This is a genomic window from Lysinibacillus sp. GJ-1, assembly GCF_021166035.1.
GTDB lineage: Bacteria > Bacillota > Bacilli > Bacillales_A > Planococcaceae > Lysinibacillus > Lysinibacillus sphaericus.
This window is the reverse complement of sequence record NZ_CP088912.1, coordinates 2148297-2170635: the sequence shown is the minus strand read 5'-3', so window position 1 is coordinate 2170635 and position 22339 is coordinate 2148297. Positions and strand designations below refer to the sequence as shown.

The 22339-nt window shown below is 36.4% G+C and carries 19 protein-coding genes and 1 pseudogene; 5 read left to right on the top strand and 15 right to left on the bottom strand.

All coding sequences use genetic code 11. The features are described from left to right. Positions 1-17: 17 nt before the first annotated feature. From fabG to LO754_RS10280, 12 genes are all read right to left on the bottom strand, one after another. Entirely contained in the window at positions 18-749 is a 732-nt protein-coding gene (gene fabG, locus LO754_RS10335; RefSeq protein WP_231786184.1) for a 3-oxoacyl-ACP reductase FabG, read from the bottom strand. Then, positions 733-1644 (bottom strand): intracellular short-chain-length polyhydroxyalkanoate depolymerase, encoded by a 912-nt coding sequence (gene phaZ / locus LO754_RS10330; protein WP_231786183.1) that lies wholly within the window; start codon positions 1642-1644, stop codon positions 733-735. The genes fabG and phaZ overlap by 17 nt, the downstream gene beginning before the upstream one ends. Positions 1645-1656: 12 nt before the next feature. After that, positions 1657-2661 (bottom strand): 3-oxoacyl-ACP synthase, encoded by a 1005-nt coding sequence (locus tag LO754_RS10325; RefSeq protein WP_024361798.1) that lies wholly within the window; start codon positions 2659-2661, stop codon positions 1657-1659. Further along, the gene (locus LO754_RS10320) at positions 2658-3677 is read right to left on the bottom strand and encodes a branched-chain amino acid ABC transporter permease (RefSeq protein WP_231786182.1); all 1020 of its coding nucleotides are present in this window, start codon (positions 3675-3677) and stop codon (positions 2658-2660) included. Before LO754_RS10320 ends, LO754_RS10325 begins: the two co-directional genes overlap by 4 nt. Continuing rightward, positions 3674-4546 (bottom strand): branched-chain amino acid ABC transporter permease, encoded by an 873-nt coding sequence (locus LO754_RS10315; protein ID WP_231786181.1) that lies wholly within the window; start codon positions 4544-4546, stop codon positions 3674-3676. The genes LO754_RS10320 and LO754_RS10315 overlap by 4 nt, the downstream gene beginning before the upstream one ends. 15 nt (positions 4547-4561) lie before the next feature. Further along, on the bottom strand, positions 4562-5269 hold the full coding sequence (locus tag LO754_RS10310) for an ABC transporter ATP-binding protein (RefSeq protein WP_231786309.1): 708 nt from the start codon (positions 5267-5269) through the stop codon (positions 4562-4564). Further along, positions 5244-6020: an ABC transporter ATP-binding protein gene (locus LO754_RS10305; protein WP_231786180.1), complete on the bottom strand. Its 777-nt coding sequence runs from the start codon at positions 6018-6020 to the stop codon at positions 5244-5246. The genes LO754_RS10310 and LO754_RS10305 overlap by 26 nt, the downstream gene beginning before the upstream one ends. A gap of 113 nt (positions 6021-6133) precedes the next feature. After that, complete coding sequence (locus LO754_RS10300; protein WP_229389659.1) at positions 6134-7363, bottom strand: substrate-binding domain-containing protein; 1230 nt, start codon at positions 7361-7363, stop codon at positions 6134-6136. A 189-nt stretch (positions 7364-7552) separates the two neighbouring features. After that, positions 7553-8383: an alpha/beta fold hydrolase gene (locus LO754_RS10295; RefSeq protein WP_231786179.1), complete on the bottom strand. Its 831-nt coding sequence runs from the start codon at positions 8381-8383 to the stop codon at positions 7553-7555. 72 nt (positions 8384-8455) lie between these two features. Then, positions 8456-8752 (bottom strand): bacterial transcriptional activator domain-containing protein, encoded by a 297-nt coding sequence (locus LO754_RS10290; RefSeq protein WP_231786178.1) that lies wholly within the window; start codon positions 8750-8752, stop codon positions 8456-8458. Beyond that, the gene (locus tag LO754_RS10285) at positions 8749-11643 is read right to left on the bottom strand and encodes a winged helix-turn-helix domain-containing protein (RefSeq protein WP_231786177.1); all 2895 of its coding nucleotides are present in this window, start codon (positions 11641-11643) and stop codon (positions 8749-8751) included. The genes LO754_RS10290 and LO754_RS10285 overlap by 4 nt, the downstream gene beginning before the upstream one ends. 227 nt (positions 11644-11870) lie before the next feature. Next, positions 11871-12851 carry a diaminopimelate dehydrogenase gene (locus LO754_RS10280; RefSeq protein ID WP_024361806.1) on the bottom strand — a complete coding sequence of 327 codons (981 nt, stop codon included), beginning with the start codon at positions 12849-12851 and terminating at the stop codon, positions 11871-11873. A gap of 282 nt (positions 12852-13133) precedes the next feature. Here LO754_RS10280 and LO754_RS10275 point away from each other — a divergent pair, with 282 nt between their 5' ends. Continuing rightward, complete coding sequence (locus tag LO754_RS10275; RefSeq protein ID WP_024361807.1) at positions 13134-13475, top strand: hypothetical protein; 342 nt, start codon at positions 13134-13136, stop codon at positions 13473-13475. Here the strand turns inward: LO754_RS10275 and yeiL are convergent. Next, on the bottom strand, positions 13469-14134 hold the full coding sequence (gene yeiL, locus LO754_RS10270; protein ID WP_024361808.1) for a transcriptional regulator YeiL: 666 nt from the start codon (positions 14132-14134) through the stop codon (positions 13469-13471). The genes LO754_RS10275 and yeiL overlap by 7 nt on opposite strands. 97 nt (positions 14135-14231) lie before the next feature. Here yeiL and LO754_RS10265 point away from each other — a divergent pair, with 97 nt between their 5' ends. Then, positions 14232-15383, top strand: a complete 1152-nt coding sequence (locus LO754_RS10265) for an MFS transporter (RefSeq protein WP_231786176.1) — start codon at positions 14232-14234, stop codon at positions 15381-15383. Positions 15384-15436: 53 nt separating this feature from the next. Here LO754_RS10265 and LO754_RS10260 read toward each other — a convergent pair whose 3' ends face one another. Beyond that, positions 15437-15673: a hypothetical protein gene (locus LO754_RS10260; RefSeq protein WP_229389646.1), complete on the bottom strand. Its 237-nt coding sequence runs from the start codon at positions 15671-15673 to the stop codon at positions 15437-15439. 151 nt (positions 15674-15824) lie between these two features. On the opposite strand from LO754_RS10260, the gene LO754_RS10255 reads away from it, so the two are divergent. Further along, entirely contained in the window at positions 15825-16565 is a 741-nt protein-coding gene (locus LO754_RS10255) for a hypothetical protein (RefSeq protein ID WP_025219447.1), read from the top strand. A gap of 1146 nt (positions 16566-17711) precedes the next feature. Here the strand turns inward: LO754_RS10255 and LO754_RS10250 are convergent. Then, positions 17712-19151 (bottom strand): annotated as a pseudogene (locus LO754_RS10250) (aminotransferase-like domain-containing protein). 100 nt (positions 19152-19251) lie between these two features. Here LO754_RS10250 and LO754_RS10245 point away from each other — a divergent pair. Both LO754_RS10245 and LO754_RS10240 read left to right on the top strand, forming a co-directional pair. Beyond that, positions 19252-19854 (top strand): LysE/ArgO family amino acid transporter, encoded by a 603-nt coding sequence (locus tag LO754_RS10245; protein ID WP_229389642.1) that lies wholly within the window; start codon positions 19252-19254, stop codon positions 19852-19854. Between the two features lie 1421 nt (positions 19855-21275). Beyond that, on the top strand, positions 21276-22337 hold the full coding sequence (locus tag LO754_RS10240) for an arginase family protein (protein ID WP_024361814.1): 1062 nt from the start codon (positions 21276-21278) through the stop codon (positions 22335-22337). Positions 22338-22339: the final 2 nt, after the last annotated feature.

The window sequence follows — 22339 nt, the reverse complement described above, 5'->3', positions numbered from 1 at the left end:
CTTGAACTCCTCCTTTATCACATCATAATAGCGCCATCCACATGGAGTGTATGACCGTGGACATAGGAAGCCTCTTCAGATGCTAAAAATAAATAAGCATTAGCAATATCCCTAGGTGTACCTAATCGTTGAAGTGGCACGATTGCACGCATTTTTTCCAGTACCGTTTCAGGCATCTTTTTGACCATTTCAGTTTCTGTAAATCCAGGTGCCACCACATTTACATTGATGCCTTTACGCCCTAACTCTTTTGCCCATGTTTTTGTCATACCTACAATCGCCGCCTTTGAAGCAGCATAATTTGTTTGCCCTACATTTCCATATACACCACTTACCGAGGAGGTATTAATAATTTTTCCGTATCCAGCAGCTATCATATGAACACTAACTTCTTGCGTGCAGTGGAAAACCCCTGACAAGTTGACATCAAGTACTTGTTGAAATTGGTCTTCTGTCATTTTTGACAACATGGCATCGCGTGTTATTCCTGCATTATTTACTAAAATATCAATGCGACCAGCTTGCTCGATCACAGTTGTCACAAGCTTTTTCACACTCTCTCTATCTGCTACGTTAACCTGCACGAATATAGCTTTTTCACCTAGTTGATTGGCTGCCATTTTTCCCGCATAGTCATCAAAATCCGCAAGATATACAACCGCTCCTTCTTCTATGAATCGTTCTGCTGCAGCAAATCCTATCCCGTTTGCCGCCCCTGTAATAATGGCTACTTTATTGTTTAAGCGCATTGATTTTCCCTCCAAATTGTAAAAATGTTTCAATTTCAAATAGCAGTTGTTGTAAATCATCGATTAGCGGAGAATGCCCACAATTTTTTAAACTAACAAATTGTGCATGCTTTGCTAAATCGCCCATTGTTTCCTCATTCATTTGCTCCGTAATCACTAAGTCACGGTCTCCTCTTAACACTAAAATCGGAATGTTTAGTTGTTGTACTTCATTCGTCCCTTTCGCCACTTCATTATCTACTGCACTTAAATTAAAAGTATTTAACGCGTGGTAAACTTCGGCTAAATTTCTTTGTGTGAGCATATCGGCTACATAGGCATCATAGTGTTCAGGGTCGGGCTGACGATGGGTATAAATGAATGTATCCCAAATCGACTTCAAACCTTGGCTATTTTTTGTATCATAGAAACCTTGTACCGTCTTTGTTTTCGACGTATCCATCAGTACTTCTTGATACGTGGCAGCTCTTTTGAATGCGGCTGGATTGCCCGTACCGAAATCACTATAAAATGGATACCCCCTTGTCGAAGCGGAAGCTAATAAAATCAGCCGTTGACAATAACCCGGATAATTTGCAACAAACTGCATGCATACTGCTCCGCCTGTGGACCAGCCAATCATGTCAAAATGGTCTAAGTCAATGGCATCCACAAATAGTTTGACATCATCACTAAAATCTTGAATTGCGCGAATAGGTCGATGATAAGATGAACCTCCAAAACCTCTTAAATCAATGGCATAAATCGTGTAGTTTGTATCTAGAGATTCCAACAGCACATCCCAATGTTTGGAGGAGGTCATATTCCCATGAATACACAATAACGTTTGGTTACCTCCATCCCGCTTACGATAAGCCATTGTTTCCCCATTTTTTAGTTGAACCGTTTGTAACATCGTGCTTCCTCCCTATCCCCAGCGAATTGTTATAGCTCCCCATACATAGCCGATACCCGCACTAACAAGCGTGACAATGTCCCCATCCACAATACGCTTTTGCTCTAACGCAAGCTGTAATGATAATATTTGATCAATTTGTCCAATATGACCATAGTCTTGAAGATAAATGGATTGTTCCTCTTTCAAACCCAGTTCTGATAGGATATATGCGTGCGCAGAGCGCTTCATATGAAGCATGGCGATGTAGCGAATATGTTCTTCTTTTAATCCACTTTTCGCTAAAGATGTACGAATGACCTTTAAAAAATTATTTAAAGATTTTTGCTCAAGCCGTTCTTTCATACCGACTGGATCTAAAACATCTAATTGGTACAAGTTATTCGCTAAATCTTCTGGTGTCAGAGGCTTTTTAGTGCCCCCAACGGGGACAACAACATCCTCTGAAAAAGAACCATCTGTCATAATATCCGCCTCTAATAAATGGTTGTGCTTGTAATTTTTTTGTAAAACAATAGCACCCCCGCCAGCGCCCAAATTATACATAAAGCGTGTTCTCGGATTGCGATAATCGATAAAATCAACATTTCGATATCCTCCTGCAAGTAACACGGTGTGAATGCTGTCATCAGATTCCATTAAGCTTTTCGCTAACTTTAGTGCCATAATCGTCGTCCCACAGCGTAACTGCACATCGAATGCCCAAGCATTGACGGCACCAAGCTCTTCTTGCATTTTGATGGAAGCCGTCCAAAGTGGATATTCCTTATGTTCTTCTCCTATATACATCACGACATCAATTGTTTTAGGTTCAATCCCTGCTTTTTGTATAGCCTCTTGTGCAGCCCAAATGCCCATTTGCACCGTATGATCTTGTTCATCAGGAATTGGTTTTTCGTGTATACCCAATTTATGTCGAATAATGTGCTCAGGAATCATCGAACGCGCTGCAATTTCGGTTGCGGTCATTTTCCTTTTGGGCATATAGATTCCTGTACTGACAATACCTACAGTCATTCAAACCCCTCCTTTTCATGTGACAGGGCAGGTGATGTTTTCCTTTTTGCTTTAAGCTTCCTTCTCCAATTCCAAATCATAAAACGGATGGAGCCTATAATCCCTTTTGGGAAAAAGATGACGGCTAAAATATAGAGAATGCCAAAGAAAATAATCCAACGTTCAAAAATTGGATAATCTCTCGCCATGCCGGAAAGTGTATGTTGTGCATACTCAATCACGGCAGCACCAAGCAATGGTCCAACTAATGTACCGACGCCTCCAATAATCGTCATTAATAATGCATCTAGCGTGATGTCCATCGTCATAACACTTGTATTAACAAATCGTAATGACAGCGCATAAAGTGAACCCGCTAAGCTAGCTACCGTCCCAGCTATAATTGATGCGATTACTTTATAATGTAAGGTCTGAAATCCTAATGATTTTGTTCTTTGCTCATTTTCGCGCACCGCGATTAAAATACGCCCGGTTGGTGACTGTACGAAGCGATAGAGCGTAATAAAAACAACTACTAAACATGCGAGTACAAAGAAATAAAAGGTTATACGATCTTTAAACATTTCTGGTGCTCTAAATGTAAACCCGTCATTGCCATATGTAATGGAACGCCATTTTTCAGCAACAACTAAAAACAATCCAGAAAAAGCGAGTGTGAGCATCGCAAAAAAGTGACTTTTTAAACGCAAAGTTAGTAATCCAACAACAAAACTAACAATGCCTGCTAAAAACATCCCTACAACAATGGACAATAAAAAGATAGAAAGTGTCGTATCGACTTGCTTCAGCATGACTGCTGTTGTATAAGCACCTATTCCAAAGAACATGGCGTGCCCAAACGATACTATCCCTGTATAACCAAGCAAAATATCATAGCTCATTGCTAAAATACCAAAGATAAAAATTTGCGTTAATAAGATAATCAATGTCCTTGAATCATTGACGAATGGCAGAAGTACGAGGATGGCTAACATAAGAACAAAACTAAGATGCTTCCACGTCAGCTTTTTCATCATGTCGATCGCTCCTTCCCGATTGTAAATAAGCCTTGTGGTCGGAAAATTAACACGATGGCCATGAGGATCATATTGACAGCAAGTGATAACACCGGTACATAATAAGCCATAAAACTACCCGCAAGCCCTACTAAAATTGCAGCAAGCAGCGAGCCTGAAAAACTTCCCATCCCACCTATCACAACAACGATAAAGCCTAATATTGCATATTCCATCCCCATCTCGGCATAAATAACACCCGAATATGGGGCCATTAACATACCGCTCAATGCGGCTAAAGCAGCACCTACCATAAAGACATATAAGAATACTTGTTTAATATGAATACCAAGTGCTTGCGCCATTTCTTTATCCTGTACACCCGCTCGAACAATTAGCCCAATCTTTGTTCGCTTCAGCATGTATTGGAAAATCCCGAAAATCACAAAACCTACTACAATAATAAATAATCGATATTTAATTATAATGACATCGCCAAATTCCCAACTCCCTGCTAAATAGCTAGGCGTTTTCACGGACACACCATTTGGTCCAAACACGACCTTAATCATTTCTTGTAATACAAGCATTAACCCTAAAGTGATTAATATTTGTTGAATATGATTACCATATACTGGTGTAATAATAAACTTTTCTGTTAATAAACCTAAAATGGCACCTGCAACAAGCGCTCCAATAATGCCAATAAAGAAACTTTCTGTGTACATATACGTAAATATCCCTGCATAGGCACCCCAGACAAATAATCCACCATGTGCAAAATTCAAAACATCCATTAGCCCAAAAATTAATGTCAGCCCTGCTGCAAGCAAAAAGATTAACATGCCTGTAGCCAGCCCGTTAATAACCAAATTTCCAATTAGTTCCAATAATCTACACCTCCTTTATCCGATGCCAAGATATTTACGCTTCAACTCTTCATTTTGGATAAGCTCTTTCATGTTCCCTGAATGTACTGTTTTACCATCATCAATTAATGTATACGTATCGCCAATTCGACTTGCCATCATAAAGTTTTGCTCCACAAGGACAATGGACGTTTGCTTCTTCATTTCAACAATGGCTTCCATCACTTTCTCCACAACAATTGGCGCAAGCCCTTTAGAAGGCTCGTCAATCAAAATCAATTGACTATCATTGATAAATGCTCTTGCCATTGATAGCATTTGCTTTTGACCACCAGAAAGATGGCCACCAGCTTTTTTCCAAAATTTCTTTAAATCCGGAAAAAGCTCTAGTACATACTGCTGTCGCTCCATAGCAGCCGTATTCTCTTTGCGCATCGCCACTTTCATATTTTCTTCTACCGTTAAATCGGAAAAGATTCCTTGGTTTTCGGGTACATAGCCAATACCTAATTTCGCCACTTTGTGGGTTGGGCTTTTTTTTATCGATTGCATTTGAAATTGAACATCCCCTTGTGAAGCGGGTGTCAAGCCCATAATCGTTTTTAATGTGGTTGTTTTCCCCGCGCCATTTCTCCCTAGTAGAACACTGACCTGCCCTGCCATCGCCTCAAAATTCACACCCTGCAAAATATGGTATTGCCCAATATGCGTATGAACATCATGTAATTTCAGTAAGCTGTTCATCATACAGACCTCCTAAATAAGCATTTTGTACGGTTTCATTTTGCATAATGGCATCTGGCGTTCCATCGGCAAGAAGCTGACCATTAAATAAAACCATAATGGAATCAGACAAATCCAAAATCATATCCATCTTGTGTTCAATTAACAAAATGGTTTTATCCCCTTTATGTTTAATTGTTCGAATTACATCTAAAATAGCTGGTACTTCTTCTAATGACATACCGGCAGTAGGCTCATCGAGCAGTAAAATTTCCGTATCCAGTGCAAGCAACATCGCAATTTCTAATTTACGTTTTTCCCCATGCGATAGCATCGTTGTCAACGCATCTCTTTTGTTATGGAGTAAAACAAGCGTCAATAGCTCTTCCGCTTTTTCTGTAATTGCTTGATAACTTTTAAAATGACGAAACATTTGATAACGTATTTTTTCTTTAGATTGCACAGCTAGTCGCACATTTTCTAACACTGTTAAATTTGGAAAAACATTTGTAATTTGAAATGAACTACTAAGCCCCATACGTGTTCTTTCAACCGAAGATGCTTGCGCAAGCGACTGTCCTTTAAAATACACATCACCAGCAGTGGGTTTTAACTCTCCACTAATTAGATTAAAAAATGTCGTTTTGCCTGCCCCATTCGGACCTATAATGGATTTCAAATGTTTTTCTGGCATTGTAAAATTCACATGATCGACCGCAATATGACCACCAAATCGAATCGTTAAATTTTCTGTTCGCAAAATAGGCTCCATATTAATCTCCTTTCCAATGTTTCTATTGCTCTTCACCTGCTCTTCCAAAGAAGAGATGAAGAGAGACAGAATGACATTGTTTTTTCTGTCTCTCCAAGTAAAGGAAGGATCGTCTAATTCGAAATCGGTGGTGCTGTTTCCTCAGGACTAAGCTCACGAATTAGCACGGGCACTGGATAGTCAACCCCCTCTTGTTGTTCTAAACGAATCGAATACATCGACTGTAAGGCTTGATGATCTTCTTTTCGGAAAGTCATTGTGCCTTTTGGCGTTTCAAATGACATTCCTTCCATAATGCCAATTAGTTTCTTTCCGTCCGCGTCCCCTTGCGATTTTTTCAACGCTTCTACAATCGAAATCGCGGCAGACATCCCACCAGGTGTAAATAAATCTGGCACTTCATCAAAGCGTTTTTGGTGCTCCTCAACTAACCATTGATTCACATCATTTTGTGGCAACGTATGATAGTACACCGAGAACCCTTCCATTCCTATTAGCGGATTCATAAACTTTAGGGCAATAATATCTGGCGCGCCTGTAGAAATTTTAATGCCTTTCTCTTGAATTTTAAGATCGGCAATTTGATTCCAAGGCGAGTTAGCCCCAGCCCACACAACAAATAAATAATCGGGCTTGGCATCAATCACTTTTTGCAAATTAGATGTAAAATCCGTTGCTGCTGGATCAGCATATTCTTCTAAAACAATGTCTGCACCTAGTTTTTCCGCCGCTGTTTTAAATGCTTTTACCCCATCCCAGCCGAATGAGTAATCAGGAGCAAATGTTGCAATTTTAACGCCCTTGTTAGCGATTGCAGCCGCTGCAGCATATGCATCTTGTGAGGAGTTTCGCCCTGTACGGAATATATAGTCATTAAATTCTGCACCAGTAATACTATCAGCTACTGCTGGTTCAACGACCATAATTTTTTCGTATTCCTCGGCTAATGGCAGGACAGCGAGTGTATCACCAGAGCTAGATGAACCAACTAAAAAATCGACTTTATCATCTTCTAGCAGTTTGGTAGCCTTTTGTACAGCTACTTCGGGTTTCGTTTCTGTATCTTCATAGACAATTTCTATTTTTTTACCGTTTACCTCCATGCTACCGTTTGTTGCATATTCGATACCTAAGTCAAACCCACGCTGTGTTTGCTTTCCGTACGATTCTAATGCACCTGTCAATGACGCCAGTACTCCGATTTTAATCGTGCCGCCTTGTTCTCCTTCCGCTTCCTTGGAAGCAGAATTGTCAGTGGAGCTTTCTTTTGCTCCTTCCCCATTACAAGCTGCTATCAACAAAGTCAAAACGGCTAACAGTAACACTAACCAATACTTTTTCATTCCAAAACCCCTTTCATTGTGAACTATAGAAAGCGCTTTCTTCGCCATGCATTTACTATATAAAAGTCCAGTTACAAATCAGTTACAAATTCGGAATCGTGATTGGAAGAAATAAAAAATGAGTTTGGCTCATGCCAAACTCATTGAAGTGATTTCTTTGCATTTCCCTCTTTCATACGAGTACTTGCGCTACAAGAAAAAAGAGCAATTCGTTTCTTCTACTCGATCTAACCATTCGCTAACAAGCACATGAAAAAGATGAGATTGTTCTATTTGGAGATTATGCCCTGCTCTATCTAAGATGGAGAATGTTGCTCTTGGGAAAAATTTAAGCAAGTCAAGGGCATCTTGATAGCCGACGACCGAATCTTGCTTGCCTACTAAAAACAGACTCGGTTGTTGGAAAAGAATGTCCTTTACAGCAAAGGAAAACCCATAGTTTTGCAGGATTTTTTCAAGAAAAGCCTCATCTGCCAGTTGACAGCCAGCTAATACTTCATTCGTATATCGATGCCAGTTATATGCATCTAAGACCACTTGATGGGTGCTGAAATCGTCTACTTCTTGTTTCGTCAATGTGGCTAAAAAAGGTTGATCAGTTGCAACAATCGTATGTGCTGGCACAATGCGATCTTGTTTTTCGGGTACAATCATCGGACAAATAAGGGCAACACCTAAAATACGATCCTCAAGTTTCTGCATTATACCTCTTGTTAAGTAACCACCATAAGATTCACCCGCTATAACAAAAGATTGACTCGGCAAAACTGTCTGGATAAATTCTACTACTGCTTCTAACATATCATCTGTATTATGGATGTGTTCATAATCTTTTGTTTTACCCATACCTGGTAAATCAAGATAAATACGTTTCCATCCCTCTCGTTGCGTAAAAATCGGCTCCATACATCCCTTCATCAGTCGATGATCGGGAGTAAATCCGTGGAGCATAATAATAGGTTGTCCTACACCTATCTCTTCATAATAGATTGTTGCATTCGTTACTTGACAAAATGGCATTTGAGCTCCTCCAATAATTCGACAGATATTACGAAATTATTTAAATAACATTTACAGCTTTACCTATGCTTGCTAGCTCATTATTAAATCATACACAGCCATTGTTGATTCCAACGGCGTTGTTTTGAGCTCTGTTTGTAATTGTTGTACACATCTTTCATACCATTTCAATGCCAGTGAGCGGTTATTCAATTGGTAATAACTATACATTAAAAGACGATACCCTTCTTCCCAAAGTATATCTTCTTGAATTATTTTCTCTGCATAGAAAATGGCTTGTTTAAACTGATGTTGGCGCGTGGCATTTTGGGCTAATCGTTCAAGTACTTCAATATATAAAGTCTGTAATTTATCACGGTCTTGCGTCAACCAATCAATTTGCTTTTTTCTGCATATAAAACATCTGTATAACTATCCGCAGCCAGTTGTAGCCACTCATCCGAAAAATGAGGGTCAAACTCCTCTATCCCTAACGTATAATAATAATAAAATCGTTCGACATCAATATGCAAAAACTGAATATGCTGTAGCTGATACATATTGTTTTTGCGATGAATAAAAAAGCTATCCTGACGGGCATTTCGCCTTGGTTCTAGCACTTTTAACAAAGTATTTAAAACAACTTTAAAATCGCGATCTACTGTCTCCACAGAACGTTCTGGCCATAACGCATGCGCAATTTCCTCTTTAGGCATATACCGTTGGCGATGACAATACAAATAAACAAAGAGCTCCTTCGATTTTTCGCGTTGCCATTCTTTATCTCCCAGTTTCTGATGATTTCTGATTAAATTTAAACTACCAAATAAATTCACTTGTATGTCATCTGTAGGGTACACGATATTGCCTTCCATTTGAAAATCATTTCGCAATGTTTGAATTTCGGCATTGTCTAGCCCACAGTGTTCACTATACTGCAAAAGCTCATAAAAAATCATTAAATTTGCTGGGCCAAGAATCGATTTCCTTTGAAAAAAATAATGATAGCCATTAGCAATACAAGTACTAGCAAAGTGCTGAAAACATTGACAAAATAGATGGGCGTTTTTCTCTTGCAAGGCAATAACAGATTGATAGAAAAAAACATGCATCTCCCCATATTGATCGCCACAATCAAGAAATAGCTTATGTGCCTTCACTAATATTTGTTTGGCTTCCTGCCACTCCTGACATGAAATCATCACCTTCACTTCAGCAAGTAAAATAAGGGCTGTCATCCAAGCATCTTGTACTTGCTCCGTTTCCTGCAATCCTAAAGCTAAATATTTTCTGGCAGCAACGTTATCCCCTTGTGCATGTTTGGTAATGGCAAGTCCCATATAGGGTTCCGCCTTTACACGCGAAATATTAATGGTATTCATTAACGCAATCGCCTTCTCATAGGCTTCACAAGCCCCAGCATAATTCGGAAAATCTAATAATAGCAAGGCATGTGCTTTTCGATTGTAGCCTACTGCTTCAATAAAAATAGACTTTTCTCGCACGCCTCTTCGAATGCCATGCTGAGCGGTATACCACGCTTCTTTGCCTTGACCTAATAGGGAGAAAACAAAGGATGCTAAAAGTTCACTTTCCCTATGTGTAGCTACTAATTGCGGAGGCATTTCCAATCTTTCAATCAAAAGATTCTTTGCTTCCACTAGTTGACCCGTGCGTAATAAAATACGTACATCTACATTTGCCCTATGCAACACAGCTTCATTTAACTTGACTTCATCTATAAATTGTTGTGCCTTTTTTGCCTTTCCTAAATTCACTAGATTCTCTGCATACTGACGTTGCAATTCTAAAAGTGCTTCCTCACTTAACGCAGCTTCCGGAGCCAATTGTAAGGCACGCTTTAAATAGGGTTCTGCTAATGCAGGTTGGATTGTATCAAGATAAATGTGCGCTAATCCAGCCTGTGCCTTTGTCATATAGAGCACATCATGATTACTTTTAGCGATTCTTTCAGCCATTTCGTACGCATATTTAGCCTTTTCATAATAGGCTCGATATCGATGGCATTCTCCTTCAAAAAAATAGAGACGATAAAATTGCACTTTTTCCGCCGCCGAAAAACGATGAATTTTCTCTAATAGCCACTCAAACTGACCAGCTTTTACTAGATTTTCCGCATAATCTTGCAATAGTGTGCCACTAAAGTTGGAATCATTTGTTTTAAATGCATGATGTAAAATAGCATGCACATCGTTTTCTTGAACGTAAAACAAGGCAGCTTTTTCATGCAATTGAACAAATTGTTGCGGATTTTTCTGCCATTTTAATTCTAAAAATCGACGAAATAAAGCATGAAAACGGTAAAATCCATTTTCAGCCATTGGTTGAATAAATAAATGTTTTTGCAACAACTGTTTGAATGTCTCAGCAGTTTCACTCTGATAAAACTGCGCAATTAACGCTTCGGAGAAAGTAGGAAATATCGCTAATTGAAGTAATGTCTTTTGCTCAAATTTAGGCATCTTGAAGAAAACTTCCTCCGATAAGTAAGTAAACAAGTCGTTTGAATGGATTGTTAACCAGTAATCTAGCGCTTCATAATTCCATTGTTCAGCTAGTAATGTGATGGAGATTGCCCAGCCTTCTGTAATGTCCAATACTTTTAGTATTTCATCTTGTGACAAGTGTGTGGCTACATAGTCTTCAAAAAACACAGCAATTTCTTCAGCAGAAAATGCTAAATCCGTTTCTGTTATAAAATGAGCTTTCATCTGCATTTTTAATTTTCGAATGATATCCCATTTCGGTAGTGTTCTAGAGGCGATTATAAAATGAATATGAGGTGGCGAAAATTCAATAATTTTTTCCATAACATAGTTTATATGAAATTCATGGTCGACTAAATGATAGTCGTCAATTACTAGTAAAAAGGAGTGTTCAATCTCACATAAACTATTGACAAATATCTTATACCAACGATTCAATTCTTCAATTTTAGGAAAACGTGATACCTGATTCCAATTGTCAAATTGTACACCAAAGTGCGGTATCACTCGTTGAATACTATAAAGTAAATGTCTTAGAAAGGGTAATATATTATCATCCTCTTCGGAAACACTATACCAAGAAAACGGGCTCGATTCCGCATGTAAAAACTGTGCTAAAATTGTGGTCTTTCCGTAACCAGCACCGCTATGAATAAAAGTACAGGTGTGTTCAAGACCTTTTTTTAGTTTTTTCATCAATACAGCCCGACGAATACAATGATTGGATGGAATTGGTGGAATACATTTCGATTGAATAATAATATCTGCTGTCATTTTTACACTAACCTCCCCATAAGAACGGTAAGACGGGTTGTGGAATAGACTACATTCCATTCTTTTTGAATAGTTAAATTATTGACAGTTTACCATATACTATATGTAGTTTTACATATTTCCAGTAAATATTGCGACAAGCTATTATTTTATGTAGAAAATAAAAGATAGAGAAATAAAATAATCCCGATTATCATGGCTAGATAATCGGGATTGGGGCTTTATTTTTATAATAATTCCTTACGTAATTGTGCAGCTGATTTTGGAGATAACAGACCGAACGGAATATCGAATACTGTTTTTGCACCTTTTTCCCCCGCTTGACTTAAGCGGTGTGCTGCACGTGCATAAGCCACAAGGACACTTGACGTGAAGTTTGGATTACTTTCAAGTTTTAACGAGAATTCTAAAATTTGTTTATCATTAGCGCCGCTTTCACCACTACGAATAACGAAGCCACCATGTGGCATGCCTGTATGGTTGGCATTAAACTCATCTTCAGAGATAAAGTTTACAGTTGTGTTATACTCATCGAAATAGTTCGGCATTGTTACAATTTCTTGCTCTACTTTTGCCGCATCTGCACCTTCTTCAAGCACTACCCAGCATTCACGTGCATGCTTTTCACGTGTAGTAAGCTCTGGATTCTCACCATTACGAACACGTTCTACAGCATCTTTGATAGGTAATGTATACTGTACAGCATTTTTAACCCCTTCAATACGACGAACTGCATCCGAGTGACCTTGACTTAAGCCATCACCCCAGAATGTGTACGTTGTACCTACAGGTAATACTGCCTCGCCTAAAACACGATTTAAAGAAAATAGACCTGGATCCCAACCTACAGAGATAACAGATACTTTACCAGATTTTTGAGCAGCAGCGTCAACCGCATCGAAAAACTCTGGAATTTTCGCATGAGTATCAAAACTATCAATTGTATTAAACCATTGCGCAAAGTGTGGACCTTGCTCAGGTAAATCTGTTGCAGAGCCACCACATAAAATCATTACATCAATGTCATCTTGAAATTTTTCAGCATCATCTACTAAATATACGCTCGCGTTACTTGCAACGCTCACTGTTGAAGGATCGCGACGAGTGAATACCGCTACTAATTCCATATCTGGATTTTGTGAAATAGCGAATTCAACACCGCGCCCTAAATTTCCATAACCGACAATACCTACTCGAATTGCACTCATTAAAATTCCTCCTCACGTTAACGTAACAATGTGAAACCTTTCACGTTAATTCTACTTACAATAATACTGTGAGTTAGAAAAATTCACAATAGTTTGAGTACGTGTTTTTCTTTAGAAATTATACAAGTTTTCTATGATTTCTATACACATATGGCATGAATGCGGTTACAAATTACTAAAAAACAAGGAGAACTTTTAAGTTTTCGTAAAAGCCATGTAAATCAAGACTTTTTACTCGCTAGGTCTTGTACAATATAAGTAACGACGAAGGGGGCATGATGAATGAAAGGTTATGGTTTCTCACCTAGTACAACGAAGGTTTTTCTAAAAAACGATAAAAAAGCCAAACAGCAATCGAACTCGGTATTCGTTAGACAATTGAGAATTCCCATTGCAACAAACAAAAAATCTACAGCAAAAAACCTCATGAATCACCAAACGGCACTAAAGGTAGCTTATTTTGTGAATATGCCTTTAGCACCGATAAATGACCTTCCTAACAGTATCATAAAAAATGGTTGCAAAGTCCGTAACTGCTACCATAGTGAAAAGCAAATAGCCCGCTGGCTCGTTAAAAAAAGTGAGTACAACAGAGCAAGACACAAACTCCACCGTTATTATTGAATTTCTTGTGCTAATTGCATCAGACGTTGCTCATCCATTATATGATAGCCGTTCTTTTTCTTTTCTAAAATGTTAGCTTCGCAAAATTGAGCAAGAACATATAGTAAATGCCGGTAAGAGACCCCCAAGTATTCACATATCTCTGTATGTTTTTCTTTATAAATGCCTTTGTCAGATGAAAGCTGGATAAAGGCAGCTAACCGATTTTCCAGTGGATAAGCCTGATTTTGCGTATACTTAGATGTCATTTTGGAAGCTTTTTCCCCTAAAAAGACACATAATCGACGTAAAAACGGCGCATCTGCTAATAACATGTCTTTGCATCCCTGCGTCGCAATGGATAAACAGATTGTCTCTGTCACCGTTTGAATCCCCTTTGTATACCTCGCCTCATTCAACAATTCAATTTCTCCCATAAAACATGGCGCTTCTATATATTCAATCAGTGATACCTTTCCATTTTTATGGGTCATATACAACTTTGCTTTGCCTTCCATCATATAGTACAGCGTATCTGGAAAAGACCCTTCTTTAAAAATCCATTCCCCTTTCTCAAATTTACATATTTCTATATAAGGATGAATATTAAACGAAAAAAAATCTTCAATTTGAAAATTTTCTATATAGTAAGAACGTTCTTCCCCTGTAAGTTTTTGCATTTTTTATGGACTCCTGTTCAAAATATGAGATATCTCACATTATTGTAGCGAGGAACATGCTATTATTCAACATAGTTAAATGGAGGTACCGAATTTTATGAACAATCAACGATGGCTTTCTCAAAATTTCTTTGCTTTTTTTATTACATGGGGTATTTTCTTACCTTATTGGACAGGTTGGTTAGTCGATGCAAAGCACCTTACTGTATCTCAAGCAAGTGTTGTAATGGGCTGCGGTCTTTTAGCACGGGCAACATCGAATCTATTTTTCTTTCCTATCCTTGCAAAATATGTGCACAATAAACGACTGATTACGATACTAGCAATTGGTGCATTGCTGACAGCTTTACTTTATATTCCAAGCACAAGTTTTATCGCTCTTCTTTTCGTTACCATTTTATTTAGTATTTTTTACCCAGCGCTATTGCCTGCCGTGGAAAGTAGTGCGGCAACGCTTGTACAATATGGCAATATCCATTACGGTAAAAGTCGTTCTTACGGATCATTGGGCTTTGTTATCGCAGTACTGATTATTAGTATGTTAACAGGCGTTTTTGGGAAGGATATTATTTTTTGGAGCATGATTTTAGGGATTATCGGGATGTTATTCATGCAACAAATGGCAACACCAAAAGAATTGCTTATTGTACCTACGAAAGAACAACGTGCAAAATCACTATCAATGAAAACATTATGGAGCATTAAAGGGTTTCCGATTGTATTATTGATCGTTATTTTATTACAAGGTGCCCATGCATCCTACTATAGTTATGGCTATATCTATTTAGAAGATTTACACGTCGATCCATTCTATATGGGGATGATTATCAACATTGCGGTTGTTTGTGAAATTTTATATTTCATGAAAGCTGATACACTGTTTACGAAATGGCGCTCCTCTTCACTATTACTGTTAGCAGCTAGTGGATCGTCGTTACGTTGGTTACTCATCTTCCTTTTTCCAAACGTTTGGGTATTTATCGGCTCACAAGTATTACATGCCTTATCATTTGCATTAGCACACTTTGCCTTTATCGGTTATTTAACAAAGAACTTACCGAAGGAACAAATTCCTAATGCACAAGGCTTATATTCAGCACTGGCAATGGGTTTAAGCACTGCCATTCTCACATTTTTAGGCGGCTATTTATACGAAATATCCCCTGGTCTCGCCTTTGCGGCGATGCTGATTTGTACAGTACCAGCAATCGGTATATTGCTAGCTACTCGTAACAGATTCCAGTACTAAAATTAGAATAACCCCAATGGTTTTGATTACCATTGGGGTTTTATTTATATACACTATTTTTCATTGATTTTATGCAAAGTAAACCCTCTAACCAATAACAGAATACCTAAGATAAAGAAAACGATACTGAAAAGAAATAATACATAGCCAGAATCAAAAAAAGAATTATAGAAAGTTTCCTGACCTACATACGTTAAATTTGAGACACTGATAGCCGTAACAATATACTGAGTTGAAATTAAAATAGCTGCAATAATTAAAAACAGGCAACCTACAATTTTGTCTTCCATAGTATCCTCCCTTTCAATTTTTAGAAAAGTGTATATTATTTTTACTTTTTTAAAAACAATATACACGAAATATTCAAAAAAAAAAAGTTGAAATTACTCTGATTTTTCTTAAAATTATTTATCTATTAATTAATTTAAGGGAGGAAAATATATGAAATCTACTATTTTGACCTTATTACTAGCTTTTGCAGTATTTTCTACTACAGCACTTACTGTCTCAGCTTCAGGGAACGATAGTCCATTACAAAATATGCGTCAAACTACAAACCCAAATATTTTATATGATATGGAAACCCTTAAATACTTTGATATAAGAGAAAATGGTTATATCGACGAGATATACAGGGTTGAAGGCGGAAAAGTAGTTGAATCTATTTCTGTTGAAGAGTTTATTATAATGGAAGAAAATGATAAAAATGAATTCTCGAATACGCAAGAAGAACCTATTCCGAAAATTTCTCCTTTCGCTGTTGCTTGGAGCCATATTTACAATGAATTTAGTAACTACGAAACAAGGATATTTGGAAAACGCGCTAGTATAATTCAAGAAAATCCAGGACCTGGTTCTGATACTTTTACTCTCTCTTACGAATATACAGAAACTTTTTCTACTAGTACGAGCCTTACTCATTTGCAACTTCAATCAATAGAGAATGGAGTTTCATATACTTTTTCAAGATCTAGAAGTATTAACTCTTCACACACTATGACAATAGAACCTGGTTATTCAGGGTATTGGCGATTTGATCCAAAAGTAAGAAAATCAATAGGTAAAATACGTAACTTGCTTCATGGACAGTTTATATCAGAGACTTCCGTTACAACAATGTATCCTACCCATGTAAATGGTCAATTAGATGGGTGGTTAGTTGCTGTGAAAACTAAATTGTAAATAAAAAAGCCTATATAGGGCTTTTTTTATTTACATACGTATCTTATCACTAGCTATCGAATGGTAAAGTAACTCCTGCAAACAACATAGACGTAATTACTGTATATCCTATACCTTTTTTTATTAATTTCATTATTAACACTTCTTGGCATTATTGGGGATTTTTCTTTTTGTAAAAAAACCCTTCGAAGGTCATATATAACGCGACTGCAATACAAAAAATAAGTAACCATGTGTTATTTTCTTTTAGGTCTGTAAATATTAACACTGCACCCAACAACGTTATTAGTATTTTAATGATTAGTTTCATCAAAATAACCTCTCCTCTCTATAAAAATAAAGATATGCCCGAGCAAGTACAAATTAACATTTCCAAACGTCAAAATCAATACCATTTATACACTCGACGGTGTTAACTCTCAAAAAACGGCAATAATTATTCTATCATTTGTATATCATGACAAATAACGTAAATTATATCAAGTATAGAAGTATTTTTGTAAAAATGTAATTTTATTAAAAATTTACATGTTGCATTATAATGATTTCTGACGCCTGATTACTTATAATGTTTTACAGCAGCACTTACATTATCCATTAGTTTTTTGTCCCTGCCTCAAACACGAAAAAATTAATAAAAAATTGATTTCAAGCTAAATTTTTATAATATTAATTATATATTATTCAATTTTAAGGAGGATTTAATATGAAATCTATTTTTAAACCCTTTCAACGGCTTACTACCTAGGTTCGCTGGCATGCCCAAACTAAAATCTTTTTATAAAAAACACCAAATTTCCGTTAATTTCTCAACTATTTTTATATTTACATGTTTAACCATGTATCATACCACACAAGCTATGTACCCTACTGTCATACTTTTTATTCTAATGGTGTTAAACATCTTTTCTTTTGAATATTTTTTGAATCGTAAATACGACACTCCACAAAAAAGAGCTATTCCTGCAACTTTGTATTTTATCATAACTGGTATTCTATCTATTTTAGGTTATTTATGGATAACAGATAATTTACTAGAGTAGCAGATGTCTATCCAAAGTGGTTGATTATAATTGAAAGTGTTTTGCATTGTTATTTTATCAATGCAAAACGCTTTTTCTTGTTTCAACTAACAAATTTAGTAAATTACTCCCCGTTTTTCGAATGCGACTTAGCTACTTGAACCAACATCTCTATTCCATATTGCAATTCTTCTGGTGTTGCATACGCATATGAAAGTCGAATATGCTGTGTATCTTGCGCATCATAAATATAACCTGGGTTAATCAGAACATTGTACTGCAATAACTTTATAAAAAATGCTTTATCCACGATTGGTGCGTGAAATTTTAGCCATATATAAAATCCACCTTTTGATTGTTCCCAACTCGCAATGGCCTACAGTTTTTCATGTAATAACTGTTCAACAAAGTTTGCCCGCTGCTGAAGCGTTTGTCGTAAGCTTTCAATATGGCGTTCGTACTTTCCTGATTGGAGCCAATGCAAAACGATTTCTTGCGAGATTGCACTTGATCCATAGTCTGTTTGCATTTTAATATCCGCTAAGCGTTCAATCACAGTTGTTGGCCCGATTAACCAACCAATGCGCAGTCCAGGACTAAGTGTTTTGGAAACACTGCCGATATATAAAACTTGTCCGCTATCATCCAGTGATTTTATAGATGGGGATTCTTCATTGAAAAGTAATTCATGATAGACATCATCTTCAATAATGGGAATGCGGCATTGTTTACAAGCCTCGTAGAGTTGCTTTTTTTCTAATGATGTCCATACGCCTCCAGTTGGATTATTTAGCGTAGGAACAGCATAAAAGACAGCCTGCCTTTTTCTTTTCTTGTGCGCTAATGTTTGAGCTAGCCCTTCATCTCGGTCAATCGCCACCATTTGCATCCCGACAGATTGGAATGGATGAACAGAATTTAAATAAGATGTTTGTTCCTGAAATACGATGGAACCTTGCTCTAGCAAACCAACTGCAATAAGCTGTAATGCTTGTAGTCCACCCGAAACAATGCAGACATTTTCGGGTTGTGCCTGTATGCCTCTTTTTTGTACATATTGGCAAATTGCTTCCCGCAGTTGCTTGTTACCTTGCGGAGATGAATAACCTAACACTTTCGGTAGTAAAGAGATTTCCTTTAAGGATGCTTCTATTTCTCTAGTAGGTAATAAGCTTGGTGCTAATTCTCCTGTTCCTAAGCGAATGATACTATCCCGTTGCTCATATTCGTTGATTAATTGAATCGTATGATAATTTGGTTTGTGGAGACTTGTTTCTATGTACGTCTGCCAATTCGGTTGTCTGTGTTTAATTAATGTGTGCCAAGAAGTATTAGCAACATAAATCCCTGAGCCTATCGTCGTTTCTAGTATGCCCGCTGCCTTTAATTCCTCTAGTGCTTGCTGTACTGTACTGCGGTTAACACCTAATTGCATTGCGAGTTGCCTTTGCGTTGGTAACTTTGTTCCTGCAACCCAATCCCCTCGTTCAATGCGCTCTGTAATCCATGTTACAATTTGTTGTTGTAATGTACGATTTCCTTGTCGAGTTGGTTGCCAGTTCATATGTTCACCTCGTAAATTGGGTGGGTAAAATACCATCCAATTGGTCGTTTTCTTTTAGTTATAGCACAGGTAGAATGTGAATGGAAAGGAGGGATTGTCATTGGAGGCATTTCTGCATGGTATGATTTTAGCATTTGGACTTATTTTACCTTTAGGTGTACAAAACGTCTTCGTTTTTTCACAGGGTGCTACGCAACAACGTTTAATATTAGCCCTACCAGCTGCTATGACAGCGGCACTATGCGATACTTTATTAATTTTGCTTGCTGTTTTTGGTTTATCCGTTATTGTTTTGCAATTTGAATGGCTACGGCTTGTCTTAATGGGCGTCGGAATTGTATTCCTTTTATATATGGGCTATAGCATTTGGCGCTCGGATTCGACAACTAGTCAAAAGAGCGAAACGTTGCCCGTTAAAAAACAAGTTTTATTCGCGCTGTCCGTATCCTTATTAAATCCACATGCTATTTTAGATACAATTGGTGTAATTGGCACCAGCGCATTAAAATATAATGGCACAGCACAAGTACTCTTTACTATTGCATGTGTGCTCATTTCGTGGTTGTGGTTTTTCGGTCTAACATTGGCCGGTGCTTCTTTCAAAAAGCTTGATGGCTCCGGCAAGCTGATGAATTTCTTCAATAAATGTTCAGCAATCTTTATTTGGGCAACTGCTATTTATTTACTGAGTGGATTACTTTAATCTAGTACATAATTTAGAGTTCTTTGATTGATCAACGTTTTGCGTTTTATGAATTACGTTATAATAAACTAATCTTTTAATAAAGCTATTCATATTTATAATGTTGGTCGCTCCAAGTCGCCTATTATACTTCTTTAAGTTTCATTAAGACCGCCTCGGTGGAGTGGTCTTAATGTTTCAAAATCTTTAATTTACAATATATTTATTTACAAACCAATCCAAGTAATAGCTATTCTATATAGCCCCTTTTTGCTCACATTATTAATAAAATAACTGTAGCGAGTGATAACAAAAATATAGCTAACGCAAAGACGAAATCTATATATTGAATTGAAACGTTTATTTTAACAATCATAGAAATCTACATATGTGGTGTAAGCTTTGTGAAAATCATCTCAATTTTTTTAAAATTATCTTGCGTATTTATCTAGTGAATTCTAATATATGAAAAAATATTTCTTTTATTTTACTTAGTTTTATTAAATTTAAGTATCTTCAACAGCTTTAATAAGAGCTTAGTATTTATTATTTTTCTACATTTAGAGGAAGCTACCCCCTCTTTTCATGTAATTATCTCATTTTAAAATATTATAATTTTTATAATAGTCTGACTTATCTCTATATACTTAAATTATTATAAGAGGGAGGGGTATAGAAATGAGCAACTTACAACCTATTTCTTCAGAAGAATTAGTAAAGTTTGAAGAAGTTCGTAACGGTGACAAAATTACTGTTATTCGATGCTAGTTTTAAGACACAAAGAACGAATATTATTCGCTCTTTGTGTTTTACTTTACGTTTGAGTTTTGATTAGGAAAAGTAAATTACAAATGATTTTCTTTGAAGGTTGGGGAAAATGATATTATTTTATCTATTTTTATTCTTTATAGTTTTTAATTTATATACGTATTTAAGTCTATATGTTCATGAATTTGGACATTTTATTGCTGCAAAACTTCTTGGAGCAACGCAAACAAGAATTATACTAAATATTAAAAATGTTAACCCTTGTACTACTTTCAGTTTTGGAAGGAAAATAAGCAATTTTGAAAATTGCATTATAACGCTCTCTGGGGTCATATTGCAACTAACGCTTTCCATACTGATTTTGTTACAAAACTATAGCTTATTCATAAAAATAGTTGCAGTTATTCATATACCGGCAATTTTAATTAATATTTTGCCTTTAAAACCGTTAGACGGATATTATTTATTGCCACTATTGAAAAATATAAAAGGTTCTATTATTTTCTTTTATTTGCTATTTATTTTATCTATCCTTATATCAATCTACCTCACATGGCAATATTTATTTTTACTATTCGATAGTTCATTCAATAATACATTAATTATTATGATATTACCCGCGCTAATACTATATAAAATTTTCAGAAAAATAAGTAAATATAGGAGGGTTGAATATGGAAATAACTCATAAAAAATATAAAGTAAGATATGGTAATTCCAAAATTCTTTTAACAAACGAGAACAACTCCTTATTTTGGGAATCTGAAATTTGCCATACAGAAAATACAGATAAAGAAGAAAGGAATTTCTTTACCGCCGCGGATAAAGCCTTCTTTTCCTACCCATTAAAAAAATTAGGGAATGTTCATTTATTTGGAATCCCTTTTAATAAAGGTTCTAATAAAAGTAATTCAAAAGTGAAAAATTTTGCTGCTGCTTTAAGGGAATCGAGCCTACGACTTCCAATATATTTAGATGAATATAATGAACAAACTTCAGGTATTTATGATTATTTAAGAGATAAATATTTGATGAAAAATTGTTTGTTAGTCGATCATGGTGATTTATCAATAGTCAACGATAGTTTAGAAGAAACTAATCACCAAATATTTCAAGTATTGAACTACATAGAACCTCAAAAAACAAAATTTTGTGTAGTAGGTGGAGATCATTCAATCACATATACTCTTGTAAAAAATCTAACAAAGATATTATTGAAAAGAATGCTTATTATTCAATTTGATGCTCATCATGACTGCGGATCGGATATTTTAAAAATGGATAAAGAGATTTGTCATAGCAATTTTGTTCGTTTTTTATTACAAGAGGAAATGATTGCTGGAATCATTCAAATAGGTGTTAGAGGGCTTAGATCATTAGGGCAATATTATAATCATCCTAAACTTTTTCAACTCAATTTTACTGATATAGATAAGCTTCATTCAATTGTATCTGAATTATTAAATACTGGCGATGAAATAATTGGGTATGTTTCATTCGATGTTGATGTATTAGAACCTAGAGATTTCCCTTTAGTAGATTTTCCAAAAATTGAAGGACCAAAATTACAAGAAGTTATCAATATGATACAGGAAATTTTTAAAATTGTACCTTCCATAAAAGCAGTAGATATAGTCGAAGGACAATCAGGTGGTGAGCCTGAACAATATGATTCGGTTCTTCATATTTTATTATATTTACTGGATGAATTAACTAAAAATGGAGATGAAAAGTAGTC

What these genes read in the sequence shown, in the direction of transcription:
- LO754_RS10310 (WP_231786309.1), bottom strand. Translation starts at nt 5,269, where the DNA reads ATGAACAGCTTACTGAAATTACATGATGTTCATACGCATATTGGGCAA.
- yeiL (WP_024361808.1), bottom strand. Translation starts at nt 14,134, where the DNA reads ATGCAAAAACTTACAGGGGAAGAACGTTCTTACTATATAGAAAATTTT.
- LO754_RS10240 (WP_024361814.1), top strand. Translation starts at nt 21,276, where the DNA reads ATGGAAATAACTCATAAAAAATATAAAGTAAGATATGGTAATTCCAAA.
- LO754_RS10300 (WP_229389659.1), bottom strand. Translation starts at nt 7,363, where the DNA reads ATGAAAAAGTATTGGTTAGTGTTACTGTTAGCCGTTTTGACTTTGTTG.
- LO754_RS10295 (WP_231786179.1), bottom strand. Translation starts at nt 8,383, where the DNA reads ATGCCATTTTGTCAAGTAACGAATGCAACAATCTATTATGAAGAGATA.
- LO754_RS10275 (WP_024361807.1), top strand. Translation starts at nt 13,134, where the DNA reads ATGAAAGGTTATGGTTTCTCACCTAGTACAACGAAGGTTTTTCTAAAA.
- LO754_RS10260 (WP_229389646.1), bottom strand. Translation starts at nt 15,673, where the DNA reads ATGGAAGACAAAATTGTAGGTTGCCTGTTTTTAATTATTGCAGCTATT.
- LO754_RS10255 (WP_025219447.1), top strand. Translation starts at nt 15,825, where the DNA reads ATGAAATCTACTATTTTGACCTTATTACTAGCTTTTGCAGTATTTTCT.
- phaZ (WP_231786183.1), bottom strand. Translation starts at nt 1,644, where the DNA reads ATGTTACAAACGGTTCAACTAAAAAATGGGGAAACAATGGCTTATCGT.
- LO754_RS10320 (WP_231786182.1), bottom strand. Translation starts at nt 3,677, where the DNA reads ATGATGAAAAAGCTGACGTGGAAGCATCTTAGTTTTGTTCTTATGTTA.
- LO754_RS10305 (WP_231786180.1), bottom strand. Translation starts at nt 6,020, where the DNA reads ATGGAGCCTATTTTGCGAACAGAAAATTTAACGATTCGATTTGGTGGT.
- LO754_RS10265 (WP_231786176.1), top strand. Translation starts at nt 14,232, where the DNA reads ATGAACAATCAACGATGGCTTTCTCAAAATTTCTTTGCTTTTTTTATT.
- LO754_RS10280 (WP_024361806.1), bottom strand. Translation starts at nt 12,851, where the DNA reads ATGAGTGCAATTCGAGTAGGTATTGTCGGTTATGGAAATTTAGGGCGC.
- LO754_RS10285 (WP_231786177.1), bottom strand. Translation starts at nt 11,643, where the DNA reads ATGACAGCAGATATTATTATTCAATCGAAATGTATTCCACCAATTCCA.
- fabG (WP_231786184.1), bottom strand. Translation starts at nt 749, where the DNA reads ATGCGCTTAAACAATAAAGTAGCCATTATTACAGGGGCGGCAAACGGG.
- LO754_RS10325 (WP_024361798.1), bottom strand. Translation starts at nt 2,661, where the DNA reads ATGACTGTAGGTATTGTCAGTACAGGAATCTATATGCCCAAAAGGAAA.